At 45.5% G+C, this 24,176-nt stretch carries 17 protein-coding genes; 9 read left to right on the top strand and 8 right to left on the bottom strand.

The window, feature by feature from the left end; translation table 11 throughout:
* Positions 1 to 3: 3 nt before the first annotated feature.
* On the bottom strand, positions 4 to 879 hold the full coding sequence (locus OAG1_RS19815) for an AraC family transcriptional regulator (protein ID WP_338622453.1): 876 nt from the start codon (positions 877 to 879) through the stop codon (positions 4 to 6).
* 187 nt (positions 880 to 1,066) lie between these two features.
* On the opposite strand from OAG1_RS19815, the gene OAG1_RS19810 reads away from it, so the two are divergent.
* Entirely contained in the window at positions 1,067 to 1,957 is an 891-nt protein-coding gene (locus OAG1_RS19810; protein WP_338622452.1) for a DMT family transporter, read from the top strand.
* 91 nt (positions 1,958 to 2,048) lie between these two features.
* A complete protein-coding gene (locus tag OAG1_RS19805) occupies positions 2,049 to 2,336 on the top strand; it encodes a DUF2498 family protein (RefSeq protein ID WP_016401959.1) in 288 nt (95 codons plus the stop codon).
* Between the two features lie 89 nt (positions 2,337 to 2,425).
* On the opposite strand, the gene OAG1_RS19800 is transcribed toward OAG1_RS19805, so the two are convergent.
* Positions 2,426 to 4,060, bottom strand: coding sequence for an alpha-glucosidase (locus OAG1_RS19800; RefSeq protein WP_338622451.1), 1,635 nt, complete (start codon positions 4,058 to 4,060; stop codon positions 2,426 to 2,428).
* 464 nt (positions 4,061 to 4,524) lie between these two features.
* Between OAG1_RS19800 and OAG1_RS19795 the strand changes: the two genes are divergently transcribed.
* Positions 4,525 to 6,849 (top strand): starch-binding protein, encoded by a 2,325-nt coding sequence (locus tag OAG1_RS19795; RefSeq protein ID WP_338622450.1) that lies wholly within the window; start codon positions 4,525 to 4,527, stop codon positions 6,847 to 6,849.
* 68 nt (positions 6,850 to 6,917) lie between these two features.
* Here the strand turns inward: OAG1_RS19795 and OAG1_RS19790 are convergent, their stop codons facing one another.
* Positions 6,918 to 8,600, bottom strand: coding sequence for an FAD-dependent oxidoreductase (locus OAG1_RS19790; protein ID WP_338622449.1), 1,683 nt, complete (start codon positions 8,598 to 8,600; stop codon positions 6,918 to 6,920).
* 232 nt (positions 8,601 to 8,832) lie between these two features.
* On the opposite strand from OAG1_RS19790, the gene OAG1_RS19785 reads away from it, so the two are divergent.
* Genes OAG1_RS19785 through OAG1_RS19775 form a run of 3 tightly spaced genes read left to right on the top strand, consistent with a single transcriptional unit; the run spans position 8,833 to position 9,980 of the window.
* A complete protein-coding gene (locus OAG1_RS19785) occupies positions 8,833 to 9,129 on the top strand; it encodes a metalloregulator ArsR/SmtB family transcription factor (RefSeq protein WP_338622448.1) in 297 nt (98 codons plus the stop codon).
* Positions 9,130 to 9,148: 19 nt separating this feature from the next.
* Positions 9,149 to 9,568, top strand: coding sequence for a YeeE/YedE family protein (locus OAG1_RS19780; protein WP_338622447.1), 420 nt, complete (start codon positions 9,149 to 9,151; stop codon positions 9,566 to 9,568).
* Complete coding sequence (locus OAG1_RS19775) at positions 9,561 to 9,980, top strand: DUF6691 family protein (protein WP_338622446.1); 420 nt, start codon at positions 9,561 to 9,563, stop codon at positions 9,978 to 9,980. The genes OAG1_RS19780 and OAG1_RS19775 overlap by 8 nt, the downstream gene beginning before the upstream one ends.
* 57 nt (positions 9,981 to 10,037) lie before the next feature.
* Here OAG1_RS19775 and OAG1_RS19770 read toward each other — a convergent pair whose 3' ends face one another.
* Positions 10,038 to 11,228, bottom strand: coding sequence for an ROK family transcriptional regulator (locus tag OAG1_RS19770; RefSeq protein ID WP_338622445.1), 1,191 nt, complete (start codon positions 11,226 to 11,228; stop codon positions 10,038 to 10,040).
* Positions 11,229 to 11,760: 532 nt separating this feature from the next.
* Here OAG1_RS19770 and OAG1_RS19765 point away from each other — a divergent pair.
* Positions 11,761 to 12,447 (top strand): transporter substrate-binding domain-containing protein, encoded by a 687-nt coding sequence (locus OAG1_RS19765; protein WP_338622444.1) that lies wholly within the window; start codon positions 11,761 to 11,763, stop codon positions 12,445 to 12,447.
* 85 nt (positions 12,448 to 12,532) lie between these two features.
* Here the strand turns inward: OAG1_RS19765 and OAG1_RS19760 are convergent, their stop codons facing one another.
* From OAG1_RS19760 to rep, 4 genes are all read right to left on the bottom strand, one after another.
* Positions 12,533 to 15,604, bottom strand: coding sequence for an alpha-amylase family glycosyl hydrolase (locus OAG1_RS19760; protein ID WP_338622443.1), 3,072 nt, complete (start codon positions 15,602 to 15,604; stop codon positions 12,533 to 12,535).
* A gap of 75 nt (positions 15,605 to 15,679) precedes the next feature.
* Positions 15,680 to 18,685 carry an alpha-amylase family glycosyl hydrolase gene (locus OAG1_RS19755; protein WP_338622442.1) on the bottom strand — a complete coding sequence of 1,002 codons (3,006 nt, stop codon included), beginning with the start codon at positions 18,683 to 18,685 and terminating at the stop codon, positions 15,680 to 15,682.
* 275 nt (positions 18,686 to 18,960) lie between these two features.
* Positions 18,961 to 20,061, bottom strand: a complete 1,101-nt coding sequence (locus OAG1_RS19750; RefSeq protein ID WP_016401948.1) for a hypothetical protein — start codon at positions 20,059 to 20,061, stop codon at positions 18,961 to 18,963.
* Between the two features lie 196 nt (positions 20,062 to 20,257).
* On the bottom strand, positions 20,258 to 22,285 hold the full coding sequence (rep, locus tag OAG1_RS19745) for a DNA helicase Rep (RefSeq protein WP_016401947.1): 2,028 nt from the start codon (positions 22,283 to 22,285) through the stop codon (positions 20,258 to 20,260).
* 179 nt (positions 22,286 to 22,464) lie between these two features.
* On the opposite strand from rep, the gene OAG1_RS19740 reads away from it, so the two are divergent.
* Positions 22,465 to 23,031, top strand: a complete 567-nt coding sequence (locus tag OAG1_RS19740; protein WP_194164145.1) for a TetR/AcrR family transcriptional regulator — start codon at positions 22,465 to 22,467, stop codon at positions 23,029 to 23,031.
* A 15-nt stretch (positions 23,032 to 23,046) separates the two neighbouring features.
* Positions 23,047 to 24,168 (top strand): efflux RND transporter periplasmic adaptor subunit, encoded by a 1,122-nt coding sequence (locus OAG1_RS19735; RefSeq protein ID WP_016401945.1) that lies wholly within the window; start codon positions 23,047 to 23,049, stop codon positions 24,166 to 24,168.
* Positions 24,169 to 24,176 lie beyond the last annotated feature (8 nt).

Below are 24,176 nucleotides of genomic sequence, written 5' to 3'. Positions count from 1 at the left end.
TGGCTAGTTAATGGGCAGTAGAAGGTCTGTTATTAGGGCTTGTTCCGAGACGCTATCAGCTGTTTTATTGTGGTAGATCTCTAAGCAATTGGCGTCTCGAAGCTGATAGCTTGACTGTGGCAGCCAGTCGCGCAGCAGCACTTGATAGCTGTTGGGTATGCTGGCGTAGCCTCCGTGGTGGCGCAGCTTGGCGAACTTACCGCCTGCTAAGGAGAGTTGTTGAATGCTCAGCTCGGCAAGTTGTGAAGTGCAGGGCAAGCGGGCGTGGTTTGTTTGCTCCATTGGCAAACTTAGGCACGCATCAAAACGCACTTGCTCCGGATGAGTAACTTTAGGATCATCGTAGGAGACACCGATCATAGTGCTTTGCTGAGTATCTAAACCCACTTTATTGCAAGCGCTAAATAGCTGGCGCCAGGCTTTGGGGGCCGCTTGGGCATAAGGGCCTCGTTCTCGTGAACATAATACCGCTTGTGGTGCGAGATCTATTACCTCAACTTGGCAGACAGCTTGAGGGGTAAAGTTGTTAGATTTTGCCGAAGAAGGCGGAAGCCAGCCCTGATTTCTTACTTGAAGTGGTGTTTGCTCAAACTGTTGTTTAAACGCTTTGTTAAAGGATGCTTGGTTTTGATAGCCGCTTTGACTGGCGATATCGACCAAGGGTTGTTGACTAAACCTGAGGTGATTTAACGAACGCTCTAGCAACAAACGCTTGCGATAAGCATAAATGCTTTCGCCTACATAGGCTTGAAATAGCCGACAAAAATGAAAGCGTGAAACACAGGCTAGAGCAGCCAGTTGATCAATATCCAGCTGGCTATCAAGAGTTTGCTCTACTTGTCTTTTGACCGTATTGATTCGCTGTTGTTGGCTTGCCATGTTGGACTCAATGACTTGACTTCAAATCAGTTTAGCCAGTTTGTGAGTTATTTTCTTTTCCATTCTTGCGCATCGCTTAAGCTTAATTCTTCAAGCACTTCGCCGCACACGTTGAAACTTTAAAGGCTTGTTCTAGCCAGTTATGCCGAATACACTGAGCCCCTTGGTCGGAAATAGTAAAGTAATAATGAATACACAAACTAAAGCCTATGCATTTGGCATAAGTGCAGTGTTAATGTGGTCTACGGTGGCCACTGCTTTTAAGTTAGCGCTGCAGTGGTTAAGCCCCATTCAATTGGTATTGCTGGCTTCAGTAACTTCAATTTTGCTGTTAAGTGGTGTGTTGTTATGGCAACGCAAACTGCCATTAGCGTTAAGCTACGCTATGCAGCGGCCCGGCTTCTTTTTGCTGGTAGGTGCTATAAATCCCTTCCTTTATTATTTAGTACTGTTCAAAGCCTATGACTTATTGCCGGCTCAGCAAGCTCAGTCACTTAATTATACCTGGGCAATTACCTTGGCTTTGCTGGCGGTCCCCTTTTTAAAGCAGCAATTGCGTAAGCAAGATCTGCTTGCCATGGCTTTAGGCTATTTTGGGGTGTTGGTGATTGCGACGCGAGGTGATTTGCTCAGCATGCAATTTGACAGTGTGCTAGGCGTTCTGTTGGCACTGTTTAGCACCTTGTTGTGGGCAGGCTATTGGATTATTAATACCCGTAACTCTGGCGATCCGGTGGCGAGTTTGCTGGTGGCCTTTTGTTTTAGCCTGCCAATGGTACTAGCTTACTGTTGGTGGAGTGATGGCTTACCCAGCTTTAACGCTAAAGCTTGGTTAGGCGCGGCTTATGTAGGTTTGTTTGAAATGGGCATTGCCTTTGTGTGCTGGGTATTAGCATTAAAATTTACTAACAACACTGCGCGTATTAGTAACCTTATTTTTATTTCCCCGTTTTTGTCGCTGTTTTTTATCAGCTATTTTTTGAACGAAGTGATAGAACCTGCAACATACTTGGGTTTAGTGTTAATTATTAGTGGCTTATTGATACAGCAATGGCGTGGTAAGAAAAAGGCAACTTAGTTGCTTGGCTTATTGCGTTTTATCTCAGTTTTTTAAGCTGAGAAAAGCGCCACAAGTTTTGATCTTGACGCTAGGGTAAGTGGCTACATCTGTGTATGCTAAAATTCATATTTACCCAATTACTCATGGTGTGATGACTAAACAAGCAATAAGCCAACAAGATTTGATTGATCTGGCCAATCAGCTACTGCGCGAGCACGAAGACTATATTCCTGGAATAGAAGTTCGCGAAGTATCACAACAGCGTGATGTGCTTACCTTTAAGGGTGAAGCCTTTTTAGACGATGACTTATTACCTACAAGTAATAGCCCAAAAGCTTTTAACTTGTACAAATGGCTGTGTCATCGCCTATCCGAGCAATACACCCTTAGCGAATAAGCTTGTAGCTACTTAGCGCATAGATTACCGCCTAGTAAGGCGCTAAGTATTGTTAAGGCAATCGCTTAGCTGGTTTTTTGTATCGCTAATTAATCCGCTAGCAAATAGATAATGGCTTGGTAGGGCGCTAAGTTAAGCTGAGCTAAATCTACTTCTGATTCATCCTCTGGCTGAAGGTTATCCAGCACCACTTCTGCAAGCTTATAATCTAAACTCAAGGTTTGAGTTTGTTGGCTGACATTGGCAACAATTAGCAACCTTTGCTCCTTATATTGGCGAATATAAGCGAATATATGAGGGTGCTCTTCCATTAATAATTGGTAACTGCCATAGACCAAGGTATCGCCAAATTTGCTGGATTTTCGCAGTGCGATTAAGCGTTGGTAGTGATAAAACACCGAGTGTTGATTGGCAAGCGCATTTGCAACATTTATTTGCTGATAGTTGGGATTAAGCTTGAGCCACGGCTGCCCACAACTAAAGCCAGCGTTGTCAGAGTTATCCCACTGCATGGGAGTTCGGGCATTATCACGGGCGCTTTGATACACACCTTGCATAAATTGCTGATGACTTAAGCTTTGCTGCTCTACCACTTTTTCTTGGTAACTGTTTTTAATTTCTATGTCATCGTAATCACTTAGCTCGGCAAATTGTACGTTGGTCATGGCGATTTCTTCGCCCTGGTAGATGTACGGTGTGCCTTGCATTCCATGCAGCAGCGTTGCAAACAATTTGGCGCTGGCTTCGCGGTATTCGCCATCATTACCCCAGCGGCTAACAATGCGTGGTAAGTCGTGATTGTTCCAGAATAGGGCGTTCCAGCCATCGCCATCAAAGGCGGTTTGCCATTTGCTAAGCACCTTTTTTAAGGCAACTAAATCAAAATCTTGTACTTGCCACTTTCCATGTTCTGGGTGCCAGTCTAAGGCGGCGTGTTCGAACTGAAATACCATCGACAGCTCTTCACGACGCGGATCGGAATACAACTTGGCTATCTCGGGGGTGGCTCCCCAAGTTTCGCCCACGGTCACCAGCTTTTTACCTTTGAAACAAGCTTGATGCATTTGCTGCAACAGCGGGTGTAAACGCGGACCATTCTCGGTAATACCTTGGTCAATTTGTTTGCCAATTAAATCAATCACATCTAAACGGAAGCCTGCCACGCCTTGCTCTACCCACCAAGAAATCATTTGATGAATTTCTTTTGCTACTGCTGGATTTTCCCAGTTGAGATCGGGTTGAGCATCGGCAAACAGGTGGAAGTAATACTGGCTAGTGACGGGATCATACTGCCAGGCAGGGCCACTAAAAATGGAGCGGATCTGATTAGTTTGGTCTCGCCAAATATAATAATCGCGGTAGGGGTTATCTCGGCTTTGTTTTGCTTGCTTAAACCAATGATGCTGGTCGGAGGTATGGTTAAGTACCAAGTCCATCATTATGCCGATGTTACGCTGTTTAGCTTGATGGATTAACTGGCGCATGTCGTTCATGTTACCAAAGCGCGGATCTATGGTCTGATAGTCGGCAATGTCGTAACCATTGTCTTTCATTGGAGAAAGGTAAACAGGCGATAGCCAAATAAGATCAATGCCCAGCTTTTCCAGATAATCTAGCTTGCTAATAATGCCTTTTAAATCACCGTTGCCATCACCGCTACTATCACAAAAACTACGCGGGTAAACCTGATAAACAACTGCCGAATGCCACCATTGTTGGTTCATGATTAAATTCTTTTACTGCTATGAATTAAGGCCATTGTAATAGCTCTTTGGTGCTTAGAGTAGTTAGTAATTACTGTCATGAAATTTTACAAACCCTACTGTTTATAGGCCTTTCAGGGCTGTTTTAACAGAAACTGGAACTTAAAGTTTGCAGTTAAATAATTTGTGTTTGGAGTTTATCGGCTTAAATATTAGGGTATTTGTTCGAATTTTGATCGCTGTCAAACATCATCAACCAAAAGCAAAGATCTTTGTGAGCTAATGCTCAATAAGTGAGCGCTTGTCTTCATCGTTCAAATATTAAGCGTAGATTAGAAAGGCGGTAAATTAACTATGGATAGTTAAGGTTGTGTTTTACTTGTGGCTCTTTCCAGTGGTTAGTCTGCCCCTCATCGCAAAACACCAAAGAGTGGTGATGAGTTGAGTCTTAAAGAGACGCTCTAAGATTACATGGGAAAGTAACAATGAGAAAATTTAGCAAACTCGCCACTAGCGCTCTGCTAGCTGGTGCGGCGTTGGGCTATGCGTCCAGCGTCACGGCGGCTCCAAGAACCGCCTTTGTACACCTCTTCGAATGGAAATGGGAAGACATTGCACAAGAGTGTGAAACCTTTCTAGGACCTAAAGGATTTGCCGCCGTGCAAGTCTCACCTCCAACTAAATCTCACAACGCTGGCGCGTGGTGGAGCCGCTACCAACCGGTTAGCTATTCCTTTGAAGGACGTAGTGGTAGCCGTGGTCAGTTCCAAGATATGGTACAGCGTTGTAAAAACGTTGGGGTAGATATCTACGTAGATGCCGTAATTAATCACATGGCAGCTTACGATAGAAACTTCCCTGAAGTACCTTACGGACCAAATGACTTTAACTCTTGTACCAGTGATATCGACTACGGAAATCGCTGGCAGGTACAAAACTGTGATTTGGTGGGCCTAAATGACCTTAAAACTGGCTCAGAGTATGTTCGCCAAAAAATCGCAGACTACATGAATGATGCGATAAGCATGGGTGTGGCAGGTTTCCGTATTGATGCAGCCAAGCACATTCCGGCAGGTGATATTGCTGCGATTAAAGGCAAGTTAAACGGTAATCCTTACATTTTCCAAGAAGTGATAGGGGCTCCTGGAGAACCAGTTCGTCCAACCGAATATACTTACATTGGTGATGTTACTGAGTTTGAATTTGCCCGTAAGTTAGGCCCTGCTTTTCGTGATAGCAATATCGCGTGGTTACGTGATTTAGGCAACCAAATGGAGCTATCTAGCGCCGATGCGGTGACCTTTGTGACCAACCACGATGAAGAACGGCATAATCCAGGTGGCCCAATCTGGCATGGTGTTCAAGGTGACGGCTACTTCTTAGCGAACGTTTTTGCGCTAGCCTACCCTTATGGTTACCCAAAAATTATGTCTGGTTACTACTTCAACGGTGACTTTGATGCAGGTCCACCTAGCAGCGGCGTTCATACTGGTAATGCCTGTGGTTTCGACGGTGGAAACTGGGTGTGTGAGCACAAGTGGCGCGGCATTGCTAACATGGTGGGTTTCCGTAACCATACTGCTGGCGAGTGGAGTATTACCAATTGGTGGCAGGGTGGTAACGACCAAATTGCCTTCGGCCGTGGCGGCTTAGGTTTTGTTGTTATCAACAAACGTTATGGTAGCTCAATTAATCAAAGCTTTGATACAGGCATGCCAGACGGGCAGTACTGTAACATTATTGAAGCTAACTTTGATGAGAGCACTGGTCAATGTAACGCTGCTGCTGATTCAAGTGGTCAATCGGTGATTACGGTGAGTGGTGGTCAAGCTAACTTTACTGTGGGCGGTGACCAAGCTGCAGCAATTCATGTTGGTGCAAAAATTGGTGATGTTTGTAGTGGTGCAGATTGCCCATGTACTTCTAACTGTGGAACTGACCCAGAACCAGCTACGCCAGTAGCGGCTAGCTCTATTTGTACATCAGAAAACCTACCTACTCTGTACTACTGGGGAGCACAGCCTGCTGGCAGCCTTGCCAATGCAACTTGGCCTGGTGTCGCCATGCAGAAGAATGGCGACTTCTATTGTCACGATCTAGGTGTCACGCTTACCAGTATCAATGCTATCTTCAGCAACAACGGTGCAAATAAAACGGCTGACTTAACTGCAGCGGGTGCCGGTTGTTACAAAGACGGTAGCTGGAGCAGTTTAGAGGCTTGTGGTTTTGAAATTAGCGGCACGAATCCAGACCCAGTTGGTGGCACAGAAGTTTGCTACGACAACCAAGCTGGCTTTAGCAATCCAACACTTTACTACTGGTCTGTTTCAGCTGAAACCTCGGTTGCCAATGCGCAATGGCCAGGTGTGGCAATGGTGCAAAAAGGTGGCTACTACTGCCACGACTTTGGCACTAAGCTAAGCAGCTTAAACATTATCTTTAATGATAGTGGCGCTAATCAAACGGCAGACCTAAATACTACGGGTGATGTATTGTGTTATGCCCAAGGTAGCTGGGTAGCTGCAACGAACTGTGTTGGTGGAAACCCTGACAACGGCGGCGACGAAGTATGGTACTTCCGCGGTACGCCAAATGCTTGGGGAACAACTCAACTTGATTACGATAGTGCTAGTGGCTTGTACTACACCGTTCAAAGCTTTAATGGTGAAGAAGCACCTGCGCGCTTTAAGATAGATAGTGGTAACTGGACAGAAGCGTATCCAAATGCGGATTACCAAGTGTCTGACAACACTACTTATCGCATCAACTTCAATAGCGCTACCAAAGATATTTCGGTAAACGCGCAGTAAATTGTTTTTATGCGTCTCAGCTTTTTGCCCGGTTTACACCGGGCTTTTTTGTACCTGCTGACTCGGTTTTATGCCTTGGCGGCTAGCCAGGTTTTATAGCCACCAGTAAGATTCTTCGCTTTAAAACCGTGATTAACCAATTGGCGATAAGCAACGTTGCCGCGCAAACCCACCATGCAATACACCAAGATCTCTTTATCTTTAGGCAGCTCGTTAATACGCTCTCTAAGTTGATCGACTGGAATATTAACCGCACCAGGAATTGCTCCTAGCTTTTCTAGCTCTCCAGGATTTCGTACATCAAGCACTAGCTGCTCTGCGCTTGGTTGGTTGATCTCGTCGCTGTGGCAAAGGCGAGTATCACCTTGAATGCTGTTGGCGGCGACAAACCCAGCTTGATTGACGACATCTTTGGCACTGCCAAACGGAGGAGCATAAGTGAGCTCTAAATCTTGCAAGTCAAATACTGTAAGACCGGCGCGCTGGGCCACTGCGATTACGTCGATGCGTTTATCTACGCCATCTTTACCTACTGCTTGTGCGCCCAAAATTGCACCACTAGTTGGATTGAATAGTAGCTTTAAATTGATGGGATGCGCGCCAGGGTAGTAGCCCGCGTGACTGGCTGCGTGTACATACACTTTTTCATAAGCTAAGCCTTTGCGCTTTAAGGTTTTCTCATTAAGGCCTGTAGAAGCCACAGCTAAATCAAAGATTTTACAAATGGCGGTACCTTGGCTGCGTTTATAATGCTCGCCTGCGCCAAAAATGTTGTTAGCCACCATGCGGCCTTGGCGGTTAGCTGGGCCTGCTAAAGGAATAAGTGCCGCATCACCTGTAACAAATTCTGGATCTTCAATGGCATCGCCCACTGCGTAGATATCGGGATCAGAGGTCTGCAGTTGGCTGTTTACCTGTATTCCACCTAACTCGCCGATGTTTAAGTTAGCTTGGCGGGCTAAGCTGGTTTCTGGTTTTACACCAATGGCCATAATCAGTAATTCTGTTTCTAATAGGTCGCCATTGCTCAAACGCAGTTCTAAACCTTGTTCGTCAATACTGGCTAGCTCATCGGCGGCTTGTTGTTGGCTAGGAAACACGGCTTCTAACGCTACTCCGAGGCGTAAATCTACTCCATGGTGTTGCATCTCTTGGTGAAGAGGCGCGGCCATTTCACTGTCTACCGGCGCCATCACTTGTTGTGATAACTCAACCAAACTGGTGTTAATGCCACGTTGAATAAGGGCTTCAGCCATTTCGATACCAATGAATCCACCGCCAACTACCGTGGCATGTTTTGGCTGATTATGTTCGATGCTGGCTATGATTTTATCCATATCAGGTATGTTACGCAGCGAGAACGTGCGTGAGTTTTGAATACCAGGAATTGGCGGAACGATGGGTGACGCGCCTGGGCTTAATACCAATTTGTCGTAACTTTCCTGGTAGTTTTCTTGAGTATTTAAATTGCGAATAGTGAGGGTTTTGTCTTGGCGGTTAATGCTTACCACTTCGTTCATTACTCGCACATCTACATTAAATCGTGCTTTAAAGCTCTCTGGAGTTTGCAGTAACAAAGCATCACGTTGCTCAATGTCGCCGCCAATATGGTAGGGCAAACCGCAGTTAGCAAAAGAGATGTAGGGACCTCTTTCAAACATAATGATTTCTGCGTCTTCACTTAAACGTCTTGCACGTGCTGCAGCCGAGGCACCGCCTGCTACTCCGCCTATGATCAAAATCTTTGTCATGCTTGTCTCCAGTATTAAAAACTCTTTTCTGTTAGAGAATGAGCAAAAGCTTAATCAAGTTCTCTCACTAAGCTATTGATGTGGATCGTTAGTGACAGATTTGCTCATTAGTCATTGGCTATTAATTTATATTAGATAAAACTAAATTGCAAATATCTAATTAAGCTTTACTTAAATTAGATTTGACTAATTCAACGGTGCTCGTATAATTCAGCCTATCGAGGAGGTGTGTATGCAAAGTCATGAAGTGTTGCATGAGCAAGCTAGTGTGGTTAGCGACTATCTCAAAACCATTGCTCATCCAGATCGTTTAGTTGTTTTGTGTTTATTGTGCGATGGGGAAATGAGTGTAGGGGAGCTATTGGCTCACAGTAACAAGAGTCAATCTGCTTTTTCTCAGCACTTAAAAGTGCTGCGAGAACAAGGCTTGGTAGCGGCGCGTAAACAGGCGCAAACGGTGTTTTATTCCTTGGCTGACACTCGAGTGAAAAGCTTGTTAGCTAGTTTGCAGCAGCAATTTTGTAATTGATTAAATAGTGGAGAGATTAATGACCGAATTTAGCCCTGGGAGCGCCTTAGTTGGCGGAATGTTGTTAGGCCTGTCGGTATCATTACTAATGCTACTTAGTGGCCGCACAGGTGGTATTAGCGGCATATTAGGCGGGATTTTTGGTGCATCGAAGAGTGAATGGCCATGGCGAGTCGCGTTTATTGCTGCGATGGCTGCGAGTTTATTGTTTAACCCCATACTGGGTTTAAGCGAAGCAGCCTTACCCAACTATTCATTAACTTGGCTGCTGGCTGGTGGTTTTGCGGTTGGCGTAGGTACCCAGCTAGCAAATGGCTGTACCAGTGGTCACGGCATTTGCGGGATTGGTCGTTTTTCGCTGCGCTCTATTGTGGCCACAATGGTATTCATGCTTAGCGCTGCGGCTGTGGTTTGGTTAGCAGGAGGTGCTTATGTTTAAAGTAGTGGTTGGCTTAATCACCGGTTTATTATTTGGTTTGGGCATGAATGTGTCGCAAATGGTTAACCCTTATAAAGTGCTTAACTTCTTAGATGTAAGCGGTAATTGGGATGCTAGCTTGGCCTTTGTTATAGGTGGTGCTTTATTGGTATTCGTACCTTTTTATCATTTGCTGATTAAACCAAGAAGCCATGCAGTAAATGGCGAGCCTATTCAATGCTCTACGCTTAAGACGATTAGTCCTAAACTGATCATTGGCTCGATTATCTTTGGCATAGGTTGGGGAATGGTAGGCATTTGCCCTGGGCCTGCGGTGGCCAGTTTGCTGCGTGGAGAAGTTGCTATTTATTGGTTTTTGTTGAGCATGTTATTGGGGCATTACTTAAGCAAACGTCTATTCTCTCGCGCTTAAACTAAGAGCCACTAAAACTAAAAGGGAGCCTAATGCTCCCTTTTTATTGGATGTTTCTTAGTCGGTATGTTGCTGCATGATGGTTATCATGCCAAGGCCCGCCATATCTTCGTCCCAATTGTGTTTTTCCACCACGTTCTCAGCTTGGTGGTAAGGCAACAAGTTGTCGTTTAAGGTGCGCAGCATCGACTCTTTCATGTGTTCGTATGCGCGAATTCCCGGACCCGATATAACAATTTTTTGTGGGTTAAATAGTGCCATTATGTTGGCTAAACCCATGCCTAACACGGTACCCGCTTGGGAGAAAATCTGCGCCATTGCTGGATTGTCTTGCTCGGTCAGTTGGTTTAAGTCGAGCATCTGTTTTTCTGAAGGGTGCAGCATGTCGGTGGGTGGCAAGTTGTAAATGGCACTGGCGTCGCGGTAAATCGCGTAATCACCTACATAGGCCTCGATACAACCTCGACCACCACAACGGCATTGCGGGCCATTTAAACTAAATTTGGTATGGCCAAATTCGGTAGTGGCTGCACTAGCATCTTGATAAAGCTCGCCGTTAACAATCAAGCCCATGCCAACCCCATAGCCGAGTTGGATAGCAACTAGATTATCCAGTTTGCTGTATTTAGGCAGTTGAGTTAAGGCAACGGCGAGGCAATTAGCGTCGTTGGCAATAAACACTGGCAGCTGACTTTTTAGCTGCAGTTGCTCAACCAGTTCCAGTTGCTTACCCTTGATGGCCGGGCTCCACAATATGCCCTTACCTTGTGTTTCTATAACCCCTTGCACTGCTAAGCCAAGGCCGCGCAGTTTACTGCGTTTAACCTCATAATGCTGAATAAACTCTTCGATGGCTTTAGACAGGGCATCAACCAGTTGTTCTTGGTTTAGCGTGACAGTTAACATTGCTTGAGTCGCTTGCGCAACGATGGTGCCAGAGGTATCTCCCAGCATAAAGCGCACTTCGTTAATCGATAGCTTTATGGCTAGATAGAAGGCTGCTTGGTTATTCAGTTGTAGTTTTACTTTTGGCCTACCGCGTCCACCGCTGGGATCTAACACTACATTCTGCTCAATAATTAAGCCTTGTTGAACCAGCTCAGAGGTGATTGAAGTGATGGTCGCGGGACTTAATTTGGTGTGGTCGCCAATTTCTACACGTGCCAGTTCACCATGGAGGCGCAGAGTTTGAATAATGTCTCGGCGATTGGCACTTCTAATTAGTTCGGTATCGGTGATTTTTTTCATACTGAATCGGCTAAGTAACTACTTCCATTTCAAAAATACGCGTTTTAAAGGGAATAAGAATCTCTTTCTTGGTGATTTGTTATTTCTGTCACGCTTATCTAAATTCCTTGTCAAAGGCTGAGTTAAGCGTCTCAAAGATGATAATGACAATATTGTAATTAAAGCGGTGCTTCAAGCAAAAAAATCCCGCCATAAAAGGCGGGTCTTGGTAATTCATCCAGAAAGGAAAGGAAAATGCTACTAGTAATGCATTGACACATTACTAGGCCTGAAGAGAACGGCGTTCACTTCTACCTTGAACATATCAGCCCTACAGCTCACATTTGCTGAAAAAATGTTCAAGATGCTTAAAGCTTATTCGTTAAATTTGTTATAAGAAATTATGAAACTTGGTTGTTCTATTAACAGATTTTTTAAGCGTGTCTGCGGTCACGTTCTGAAAAAAAGCCCTTGAGCTAAAAAAAAAGCCATAGGTGCTTACTTAAACGACTAATATTTAAGAGCTACCAACTGGATTTTGAAGGATGATTGTTTGGTTAAGTGCATAGGATGGTGTTGCTTAGGATTGTTGCTAGCTGGCTCTGCGTTAAGCCAAGCGGATACCCTGCGTTTGGCTACTCATCACTTGCCTCCCTATCAAGTGGTGAATGGTGATGCTTTAAGTGGCTCAACGATTGATGTGATGCAATGCAGTTTAATTGAATTGGGGCAGCCTTATCAGGTTGACGTTAGGCCGATTAATCGTGCGTTTAAGGAGCTGCAGGCGGGATTATTTGATGGTGTTTTTGTGTTAAACCGTACCGCAGAAAGAGACCAGCTTGCCATTGCCAGTGAGCCCTTGATTGTTACTTATCGCAGTCTTTTTAGTGTGAAAACTATTGATACCGAAGTGCACAGCCCTGAAATGAAAGGGCTGAAAATAGGTGTATTGCATGGCTCGGCGATGCACCGTTGGTTATCCAAGCACGAATACCCCAATATACATACCCGCTATGATTACCATATTTTATTTGAATTATTGCAGTTAGAACGTATCGACGCGATAGTGGCGCCCCATGAAATTTATGCCCATGAACAGAGCCACGGGCACGTAACTCGTAACATTGAAACCCGCCACCTAAGCCAAGCTAATCTATCGAGTTATTTCTCTGCCGAATGGCTAGAACAGCGGCCGGATTTTTTACAACGATTCAACGCTGCTTTAGATGTTTGTAGGTAGGTTGACTCGTTGTTTTACAAATAGTGTTGCAAGTAAAAAGCCCAAGTGAATCACTTGGGCTTTGAGTTATAAGGGCTAGTGTTACTTATTTAGCTTGAGTAAACATGGTAACTGCGGTGCCTTCTACCACGGTGCTACCAGACACGTTGCCAGCGTTAACTGCTCCATTGGCATCGGCTACCTTAGTCCAGTTGCCTGCAGGTAAACTTACCGTTTGGTTATTACCGCTGTTATATACAATAAACAGGTTATGGCTGTCGCTAGGATCGGTGATGTGGCCTGTTATCACCTGTCCACCAAATTGGTCTGGGCGGCTAACATTTAAGTACTGTGCAACTTCTTGGCTGGTATTCATGCGCAAGCCCGCATGTTTACGGCGCAACTCAATAAGTTGTTTAAAGTAGTTAAAGGTAGCGATGTTATCTGCTTTGTTAGACCAACGAATTGCATTGAAACTATCTGGTGCGTTGTAGGTATTATGTGTTCCGCCATGGGCGCCGTAGTTCCAAGCTGATGGGTTACTAATTTGCTGGTTATTGGTTTTGGTGCGCAGGAACTCGTCACCGGCATGCACAAAAGGTATGCCTTGGCTGGTAAGTATCATGCCCATGCCAAAATTAACCACTCGTTTAGGGTAGGTTAAATCGCTGGGTGGATTAAAGCTAATCACCTGATGTGAGCTATTTTGCTGCACATTACTTGAAGTACTTAAATACACCTTGTCCCACAGACCAAAGTTATCGTGGGCCGAAATGTAATTGATGCTTTGTTCTGGATCGGCCGCGTAATTACGGAACCAGGTGCTGTTACGACCATCGTTTGGATTGTAGGGCGAACCTTGAAAGCCATCGTAAATCGCCCAGCCAGATTCAGCAGCATCTACATTATTAAACATGTAACCAGTGCGAGTATCGTCATTCGAGCCTTTTAATGATTCACGGAAAGCGCCATTAAATACCCCAATGTTTTCATCGGCTAAGTGGTGAGTTGTGCCGTAACGAACTCGCTGACCTTCTAGAGGATCTGTTGCGTAACCGTTCCAAGGTTCGCCATAAATCAATAGCTTACGGTCTGCAAAAGTATCGTTTAAGTGGCGTCCCCATTTTTCAACTTCTTGATAAGAGAAAATACCAATTAAGTCGAAGCGGAAACCATCGATGCCGTATTCGTCTACCCAATACTCTAAGGAGTCTTGGATCATACGGCTTACCATTGGTACATCTGCATTGATCGAGTTACCGGTGCCAGATAAGTCGCTGGCGGTATAGTATTGACCAGAAATATTCTCAAACATTTCATCATCATAGGTGTGGTTGTATACCACATCCATGATGACTCGAATTCCAGCTTTGTGGAACTCGTTCACCATGGTTTTGAACTCACGCGCTCGCTCTTCATAGTTAGTTGGAACGGCCGAGTAGCGATCTTCTGGAATGTTAAAGTTGCGAGGGTCATAACCCCAGTTGTAACAAGGGTCGCTGTCTGGCAGCCCATCACAGGTGGCAAAGTCGTACACTGGCAATAGCTGTACGTGGGTAACGCCTAGCTCTTTTAGGTGGTCAATACCGGTTTTTACACCATTAATTGTGGTGCCCGTTTCAACCATGCCTAAGAACTTACCGTTGTTGCCAGCGCTTACCCCTGAGCTTGGGTCGATAGTAAAGTCACGAACATGCACTTCGTAAATTACGGCATCTTCACGCTCAACTAAGCTTGGGCGTGCTGCCCAACCGCCAACTGGCTCGGTGCGCGACATGTCCATCACAATGTTAATGGCTTCGTAATCGCCAGTACCAGGTTGTGACATCTTCCCGTATGGGTCACGAACCTGAACGCCATTGATAAGGAAGGTATAAGGTTTTAAGTGCAAGTCGCCTGCAACGGTTACTTGGTAAACTTGGCTGTAACCGGCAAAATCAGGTACTGCTTGCAGCGTGTGTTCAACCCCATCAACCACCACTTTTACATTGCTATGTTCTGGCGACCATATTGAAAAGGTGGTGCTTTCTGCGGAGTAAACCGCTCCTAAGGTTTCACTGTTGCTACCGCAGTTAGGCTCGCAGCCTTGTTTAACGGTGCTTACTGCTTTGGTGGTTGCGTTGAAACAGATTTGGTAAGTAGAGTTAGCGTCTACTAATACGTCTGCACTTGGGTAGTTTTCAGTCCAATCGCCAAAATGATCAATTTTGAAACGTGGATTGTTGCTGCCAAAGCTTTGCGTGGTGCAGTAGTTATTACCGTCGCTACTGGTCATTAGGGTGGTTTGCCAGCCATTGGGGGTTCCACGGAAGTACCATGTGTCGGCCGGTGCATCGCTAATGGTGTAGTCAAAGGTGCTTAAGGCAGAGTTGCCGCTGGCATCTATGGCGAATACCTTCAAGCTTAAATCTACCCCATCGCTTACTACGTCACTGGCGGTAAAGCTGGCATCGTTACAGGGGCTGGAAGCCGCTGTTGGTGTAGAGCCGTCGGTGGTGCAGTAAATGGCTGGTGAGCTGTCTTGATTATCACTCACACTCAAACTGATTTGCTGAGTCTCGGTGTAAGAGCCAGCTGCTGGGTTAGCAGTAACCACCGGTGCTTGAGTATCCGTAATATCGTCTGGCGTTACCGTAATCGCCTTTGAGCTAGCGTTAAAGCAAATTTGGTAGCTGGCATTGCCGGTAACGGTGTAATCTGCGCTTGGATAAGCTTCGTTCCAGTCACCGTAGTGGTCGATTTTGAAGCGAGGATCGTCGTTGGCAAAACTCTGAGTAGTACAGAAATTGACGTTATCAGTGCTGGTCATTTCTGTTGTTGCCCAGCCATTAGAAGTGCCGCGGTAGAACCAGCTATCTTTTGGTGGCTCAACATCTCCGCAAGTGGCCACTTCTGTGGTGGTGATGTTTTTGTTGTCGCTAAAGAAGCGAATTTCGTAGTTTTTATTGGCGTCTACCCGAACATCTGCGCTTGGGTAAGCTTCGTTCCAATCGCCAAAGCGATCAATTTTAAAGCGTGGGTCGTTAGCACCAAAGCTTTGACAAGTTCGGTATTCACTGCCCGAAACAAGCTCTAAAGCGCTAGTTGCCCAGCCGTTGCTGGTGCCTCGATAAAACCAATCAGCTTGAGCGGCAGAGCTTGCTGCCAATAAGCTGATGACTAATGCTGTCTTTTTCATGATATTAACTGTTCCATAGTTAATCCACCCAGCCATTCCGCACAGAGCAAAATGGCTAGGTGGGAATATTGAGATTTATAGTTTGTCTAAAATCACAAAGCTATTTGCTGGCACCGTTACTGAATGGCTGCCGCCGCTCACAGTAATGATTTGCTCGTTGTAGCTGGCGGCGTTGGTATTTGGCGTTATTAAACGATAGCTACCATTAGCCATGTTATTAAAGGTGTAGCTAAAGCCACTGCCTTTAGTGAGAGCTACGTAAGCTACAGCTGCCCCATTATCACGAGCAAATGCTGCATGATCGCCATCTAGCAATAGGTCGATTTGCTGACCTTTTTGAATGGCTTCAGAGGAGCTGCGCAGGCTATTTAGCATTTTTAAATGCTTATAGAGCGTTGGCTGGTTGGTTTTGGCGTAGTTAATTCCTTCTGAACCCAGCATCCAACGTGCTACTACATCATCTTTTTCAGTGGTGGTAATGTAGTGTGGCCAGCTTGAATACAGCACCTCGGTGCCGTAGAACACTACCGGCAGGCCACGGAACAAGTAGATAAAGTTTAAGTTATTGAGGTACTGCGTTTCACTCAATACACCGTTAGCTCGGGTAACATCGTGGTTATCTACAAAGGTAGCTAGATAGGTTGGGTCGTAAATGCCAGAGGCATCGCCATCGGCACCAGCAATACGGGCGTAGCCATTGCCGTCGTCAAACCCCGCTTCACCTCTAAAGGCTTTGCCCATCCAACCAGGGAAGTCCATGGAAGAACCATGTAAGTCCAACATGTGGAATTTTTTGCCTTGGCCGTTGTAGATTAGATCAACCGCCGACTTGCGATCACCTGTCCACGCTTCGCCCGCCATGTAGAAGTTGTCATTACCTAAACTACGAGCATGAGCATCCATTTCTAGGGTGAATCGTTCCCAGAAATCGGCAGTCATGTACGATACCGTATCAATACGGAAAGCATCTACGCCATGGTCGATAAAGCGCTTATACACGTTGATTAGATGTTTAGTCGCGTTTTGGTCATCGTCACCATGTTCGTTAAAATCGAGCAAGTCGATCAACCAGGTATTCCCAGTACTGGCGTAGCTAAAGAAGCCATTTTTAGCGCCATCCATGTAAGGGTCATTGGTTTTCCAATTCCAAGTTTGGCCATCCATTTTAATCTCTAGCGCTCGGTCGGCCCATTTACTCTTCGAGCCTACTACCGATTGGCCAGGCTGACCGTGGTTTACCACGATGTCGAGCATGATCTTCATGCCGCGCGAATGCAATGCATCCACTAAGGCGTCAAAATCTGCCCAGCCATCATTATCTTTACCTAAAGAGTGTAGATGTGGGTCGATTTTATCGAAGTCGTAACCCCAGTAACCGTGGAAAGCCGAAGCCTCGTAGTCGTCGTTGGCGTTAAAGCGGCGGCCTTCAGGCTGTTTAACCACTGGGGTAATCCAAATGGCGGTAAAGCCCATGTCTTGGATGTAATCGAGGTTGTCGATAATGCCTTGGAAATCACCACCATGGTAGTAAGACAAAGGACCGGTTTTGCTGGTATTCGTGTTGTACTTATCGGCTTCACCATTGGGTAAGTACTCGTCACCCCAAATGTTGTTGTTGCTCGTATCACCATCTGCAAAACGGTCGGTCATGATGAAGTAAACATTTTCTTCACGGAAGTCGCCGCTGCTGGTGATGTTAGGGTCGATGGTGTAGTTAAAGGTGGTTACGCCTTGATTACCACTGGCATCTACAGCCAATACTTTTAATACCAAATCAATCCCATCAACTAGGATATCTTCAGCGGTAAAGCTCTGTTGGTTGCATTGACTGAGTGCAGCAGTGGGTATGCTGCCGTCGGTGGTGCAATAAAGCTTAGGCGCTGGATCTTGGTTGTCGCTAACACTTAAGCTAATTTGTTGCGCGGTGGCGTAACGGCCGCCTGATGGAGATGCGCTAACCACAGGGGCTTTGGTGTCTTCACCTTCAATCTCTGTTGTGGTGATTTGTTTGCTGCTGGCATCAAAACAAATATCATAAGTGGTATCTGGATTAACCGTTACATCAGCGCTTGGATAATTTTCGGTCCAATCGCCAAAGTGATCCACTTTAAAGCGAGGGTTATTGCTGCCAAAACTTTGAGTGGTGCAATAGTTGTTGCCATCGCTTGTGGTCATTGCAGTGGTTTGCCAACCATTAGGTGTGCCGCGGAAGTACCAAGTATCTGCTGGGGCGTCGCTAATGGTGTAATCAAAACTACTCACTGCGGAGTTACCGCTTTCATCAACCGCAAGTACTTTTAGGCTTAAATCAACGCCGCTGGCCACGACATCGCTAGCAGTAAAGCTTGCATTGTTACATAGCGGTGAAGCTTGAGTAGGTATTGAGCCATCGGTAGTGCAGTAGATATTGGGCGCACTGTCTTGATTATCGCTAACAGTTAAGCTGATTTGCTGAGCTTGGGTGTAAGAACCCGCTGCAGGATTGGCGCTTACTGTAGGAGCTTGAGTATCTTCTGTGGTGGTTGGCGTTGCAGTGATTTGTTTTGAATCGGCGTTAAAACAAATCTGGTAGCTAGCATTGCCAGTTACTATAAAGTCTGCTGTTGGGTAAGCTTCGTTCCAATCGCCATAATGGTCGATTTTGAAACGTGGGTTATCGTTAGCAAAACTCTGGGTAGTACAAAAGTTTAGGTTATCGCTGCTGGTCATGGCTGTGGAAGCCCAACCATTGGAAGTACCGCGATAGAACCAGCTATCATCTGGTGGCTCTATCTCTCCACAGCTTGCAACTTCTGTAGTGCTTATATTTTTGCTGTCGCTAAAAAAACTAATGTTATAGCTTTTGTTAGCATCAACCCGCACATCGGCGCTAGGGTAGGCTTCGTTCCAGTCGCCAAAGCGATCGATTTTAAAGCGTGGGTCATTGCTACCAAAACTTTGGCAAGTGGTGTATTCGGTTCCTGAAACTACCGCAAGGGGAGTGGATTGCCATTGGTTTGGCGTACCCCTAAAGTTCCATTCGGCTGCCACAGGCGCAGACAGCAACGTCGCCCCCGCGAGAGCGATTGTTAACTTGTTCATGGATCCTTTCCTTATACTGTTTTTCTTGCTGTATTTTTAACCACCCGGTTATGGCGAAAATTTTGTAAATTCGCTCAACGCTAGTGGTTTTTATTCATTGTTATAGTTGTTCGACCACAGCGCAGATCATTCTGCTGGCCATGGCTATAGCAATGTTAGAGAAAAAACATAAAGGGAGGATAAAAAATGTACAGAAATGTGAGCCTGTCATCACAAAGGCATCAAGATAAGTTGATGCCTTTGTAAATAAAGCTTAACGGTTTGAATTGTAGGATTTATTTCTGTTGGTACTGGGCCGCTAGTTGACGGTAATCTTGGTATTTTTTGATTAGGTCGACCTGTTCGAGCTCTGCGTTGTCAAACAACAGCGCGCCGTTGTTTTGAAGCTGTAAATAAACAGTGGCAGCCATGGTGATGACTTTGTCGATGCGCTTTAAGGTCATTGGGGTGCAGCTCTTGCCACTAATGTCGTCAGCAATGTCTAAACAGTGGGAGCGGAAGCTTTCAGCAATAAATAGATTTTTCAGTGAACGCTCGTTGTCTAACGCATATTCCCAGCGTTCAATAATTTCTGTTTGCCATTGGATAATTGCAGGCTGAGCATAGTTTTGTTTTAGCCAAATGAGCTTTTGGGTATAAACATCTAAGGCAGCTTCTTTTAGCTCACGATAAATCGCGAGTTGGTCTGCAGCGGTCATTACGTCTTGATAGCGCAGCAGGTAACCAAATACATTGCGCGTTTCTAAGCGCTCTACTGCGTGAAAATCGGGTGCTGCTAAGCCATCACTATTAAAGTGCTCTAATGGATCGTAAGGATACATGTAACCAAAGTCGAACAAGTGGATTTGTCGGCCGTCGTAAATAATGTTGCCAGGAGATAAATCCCACTCCATTAAACCTGCTTGTTCTAGAGCAAATTGGGTGTCGAAGATCTGCCTAAAAATCTCGCGGCTAAAGCTACATAATGGTTTGCCTTCAATCCAAGGTGACAACATAAAACCAAGGCGATAGTTGGCATACAAGGTGGTTACGATATGTTGGTAGGCTTTAGCTGTGCTTGGTTTGTCTTTAAGCGCTTGGATATCTCGGCGGCGTTGTACTTCGTTGAGGAAAGAGGTTTCACCATCCACATTGTGCACTAAGGCTTGAGCGCGACGTTTCTTGAGGTTGTAATGGCGGCCATTAATACACAAATGATATACAACAGCGGTTAAACCACCTTCGAATACTTCTACTACGTAGGGAGAGTCTGCGTCTAGCGCAGCCAATTGTTCTGGCGGCAAGGGGCAGGCAGCGGCATCACCCACTATAATATTCTGCTCACCTTGTTGAAAATGCAGTTGAGCTTGTTGACGTTGTTCAACTAATGCATTCATCAGTACTCTCCATCCTTGATTACTTTTTTGTGAGTTTATTCTCATAAAACCTTGGAGTAAGGCGCTTTTATGGGATGAAAACCGTTTCGGTCACAAATATGTTGTGCCTTTAGAAGGTAATTAGCGCAGGATCACATTTAAGATCGTTGATCTTAAATATGACCAAATGATGTTAATTAACTAAGAATGGTGAAATTTAGCTGTTGTTTTTGTTGAGCGCGGCTCGCAACGCAGCAATGCCTTTGTTGCCTTTTTCTTGGCGTTCTTCAGCGGTTTCCTTTTTACGGCGTTGCTCCCACACTAAATCGTTTTGTGGCAGTTCGTATAAAAACCGGCTTGGTTCTGGTTTGATTAGCTCGCCAAACTGGCGACGCTCTTTAGTTAAGGTGAAAGTGAGTTCGCGCTGGGCCCGAGTAATCCCAACATAAGCCAGGCGACGTTCTTCTTCTACATTGTCTTCATCAATGCTGCTTTGGTGCGGCAATAAACCTTCTTCCATACCGATGAGGTAGACGTAAGGAAACTCCAAACCTTTTGATGCATGCAAGGTCATTAATTGAACCTGATCGCTTTCTTCGTCTTCTTCGCCACGTTCCATCATGTCGCGTAAAATCAGCCGATTAACCACTTGTGGCAAGGTCATTGGCTCGTTGTCGTTATCACCTTCGAGCATGCCACTTACCCAGCGAAATAGCTCTGAGACATTCTTCATGCGCATTTCTGCAGCTTTAGGGCTGGGGCTGGTTTCGTAAAGGAAGTCTTCGTAGTGAATATCACGGATCATGTCGCGTACAGCTTGCTGAGCATCTCCTCGCTCAACACGCTCGGCTAATGCCAATAACCACTGACTAAACTCATTCACTGCATTAAGTGCTCGGGTGGGCAAAATGCTGGTCATGGCTATGTGGGTAGTTGCTGCAAATAAGCTGATTTGTTGCTCGTTGGCGTAGGTACCCACTTTTTCTAAGGTAGTTGGGCCAATTTCGCGACGTGGCGTATTGATGATACGCAGTAAGGCGTTGTCATCGTCTTGGTTCACCAATACCCGTAGATAGGCCATGATGTCTTTGATTTCGGCACGGGCAAAAAACGAGGTGCCGCCACTAATTTTATAGGGAACACGGTTGTTCATTAAGGTTTTTTCGAGCAGCCGGGACTGGTGATTGCCGCGGTATAAAATGGCGTAGTCTTGGTAATTGGCGTTATTCATAAAGCGGTGACCAATTAACTCGGCCACTACGCGCTCAGATTCTTGTTCTTCGGTTTTCGCAAAGAGAATCTTAAGCGGTTCACCGTAGGCTAACTCGGAGAACAGAGATTTCTCGAAAATATGCTCATTGTTTTCGATAAGGATGTTGGCGCACTTTAATATCCGCTGGGTTGAGCGATAGTTTTGCTCTAGCATGATCACTTCTAAAGCAGGGAAATCTTTTTGCAGCTGCATCAGGTTTTTAGGCTGCGCTCCACGCCAAGAGTAAATGCTCTGGTCATCGTCACCAACCACGGTGAAGCAGGCGCGTTCCTGAGTAATTAATTTTACCAGCTGATACTGGCTGGTATTGGTATCTTGATACTCATCTACCAATAGGTATTGAATGGTATCTTGCCAACGTTTACGTACTGCTGCGTCGTGTGTGAGCAGTAGTGTAGGCATTAAAATTAGGTCATCAAAGTCTAGTGCGTTATAGGCGGTAAGCTGACGCTGATAGGCTTCGTACATGTGGGCAAACAATTGCTCTTGCTGGCTTTGGCCGGTTGCTCTTGCCACCGCTTGCGCCGGTAGCACCAGATCATTTTTCCAGTTAGAGATGCAGCTTAGTAGTTGCTTTAATAAGTCTTTGTCGCCTTCGAGTTGTTTTTCGGTGAGCTCTTTAAGCAAGGCCATTTGGTCTTGGTCATCAAATAACGAGAAGTTAGGTTTTAGCTTTAGGCTGCGGTATTCACGACGAATAATGTCTAAACCCAAGGTATGGAAGGTACATACCCGTAATCCCCGAGATTCTTTGCGCCCCATGGTTTGGCCGACACGTTCTTTCATCTCGCGGGCGGCTTTGTTGGTGAAGGTTACCGCGGCAATGTTTTTTGCCTTATAGCCACAGTTTTGAATCAAATGAGCAATTTTGTTGGTAATAACCCGTGTTTTACCACTGCCTGCGCCTGCTAATACTAAGCAGGGGCCAGATACATAACTAACGGCTTTATCTTGTGCGGGATTTAACTTCACGGAGCTTTCCTTCTAAACGGGCCGTGCATTTTAGCCGATCAGAGAGGGCTGATCTACGCCGCTTTAACGCTTTCATATTCTTTAACAAAGGTAAGAATTCGTAAAATGAACAATTATTCATTGATTGTTTTTTGATGAGGAATATAATCGCGAAAAATACTGAACAAATGTTCATTTTTATGATTTCCGATAAACGCGTACGTATATTGATGGCTGCTGAGGCGCTGATTAACAAATCAGGGCTTGAGGCTGTGTCTATTCACCGCGTGGCCAAGCAGGCAAAAGTAGCTACCGGTACCATCTATTTGTATTTTAAAGATAAAGACGAGTTGATGGCGGAGCTTCATGAGCGTAATTTGCGTTTGTTTGCCGAGGCCTTTTTGGCAGATGTCAATACGGCACAGAGCTTACAAGAGTGCCACAGTCGTTTGTGGCTAAATGCACTACACTACCATCAAGAAAATGTGAATGTGCAACGCTTGTGGGTCCATTTAGAGACCCTGCCTAAAAATGCTCGTCACAAAGCGCTTATCCAGGAATTATTTAAACCGGTAAAACTTTTTTTTAGCCGTGGTGTCGAACAAGGCTGCTTTAAACCTTTACCAGGCGAAATGTTATACGCCTTGGCCTTTGGCCAAATACTCGAAATTTGTCGCTTTTCTCAACTTCGAGAAGCGAATTTTACAAAGCAAGACATGGATGCCGCGCTTTTAGCTAGCTGGGATGCTATTACCATACACCCTTAGTGATTGGAGTGGGAAATGAAAAAATGGATGGCAATCATGCTAGTCATAACAGTGATTCTGTTTGGTAGCGTGTTTGGTTTTTACCTATTCAAACAAAAGATGATTGCCGAATTTATGGCTAATCGTCCGGTGCCAGAAATGCCTGTGGAAGTGGCTACAGCTAATGCAGAAGACTGGCAGCCAGCAATTGAATCAATTGGATTTATTGAGCCCTACCAAGGTGTGAATATTAGTAGCTCAGTGGCTGGATTGGTGACTAAAATTCACTTTACTTCGGGTGACACAGTAAAAGCGGGTGAACTATTGGTGAGCCTAGAAGCTGACGTTGAAAAAGCCAACCTGGCTAGTGCTAAGGCCAAGCTTCCAGCGGTTAAGCGCCAAATGGAGCGCAATAAAACCTTGCTGGATCGTGGTTCGGTTTCGCAAACCCAGTTTGACGACTCGGAAGCTAACTACCTTGCTTTGGTCAGTGATATTGAAGCACTTAAAGCCACTATTGAGCGCCGTGATATTCGCGCTCCGTTTAACGGTGTAATGGGCATTCGCCAAATCAACCTTGGTCAATACTTGCAAGCGGGTGACGACATTGCTCGTTTAGAGAACCTCGATCATATGTTGCTGCGCTTTATTGTGCCGCAAAAAGACATATCGCTAATCAATGTTGGTACCGAGATTGAACTTAACTCTGATGCTTATCCTGCGCAGTGGTTTAAAGGCAAAATCACTACCATTGAACCTACCGTTGACCCACAAAGTGGTGTAATTCAGGTACAGGCGACCATTCCTAATGCTGAAGGGCTTTTACGTTCTGGCATGTACGCCAGTGTACGTATTTGGCAAGCGGTGCAGCCTAATCAAATTGTGGTGCCACAGCAGGCTATTTCGTTTTCCTTATACGGTGAATCTATTTACGTGCTAGAAAGTGAAACCGCAGACGACGGCAGCGAAACCTTAATTGCTAAGCAACGTTCAGTAACGGTGGGTGAACGTCGCGGCGATGTTGCTGTAATCGATAAAGGCGTGAACGCCGGCGAGCAAGTTGTAGTTTCTGGTCAAGTGCGTTTACGTAACGGGGCTGTGGTTCGTATTGTTGAAGATAGCTTCGTACAACGCGACCAAAACTTGCCAAAAGATTAGGAGCGTAG

The sequence above is a fragment of the Agarivorans sp. OAG1 genome (assembly GCF_037076485.1).
Classification (GTDB): Bacteria; Pseudomonadota; Gammaproteobacteria; order Enterobacterales; family Celerinatantimonadaceae; genus Agarivorans; species Agarivorans albus.
The sequence above is the reverse complement of the archived record's forward strand: the minus strand, read 5'-3'. Positions and strand labels throughout refer to the sequence as shown.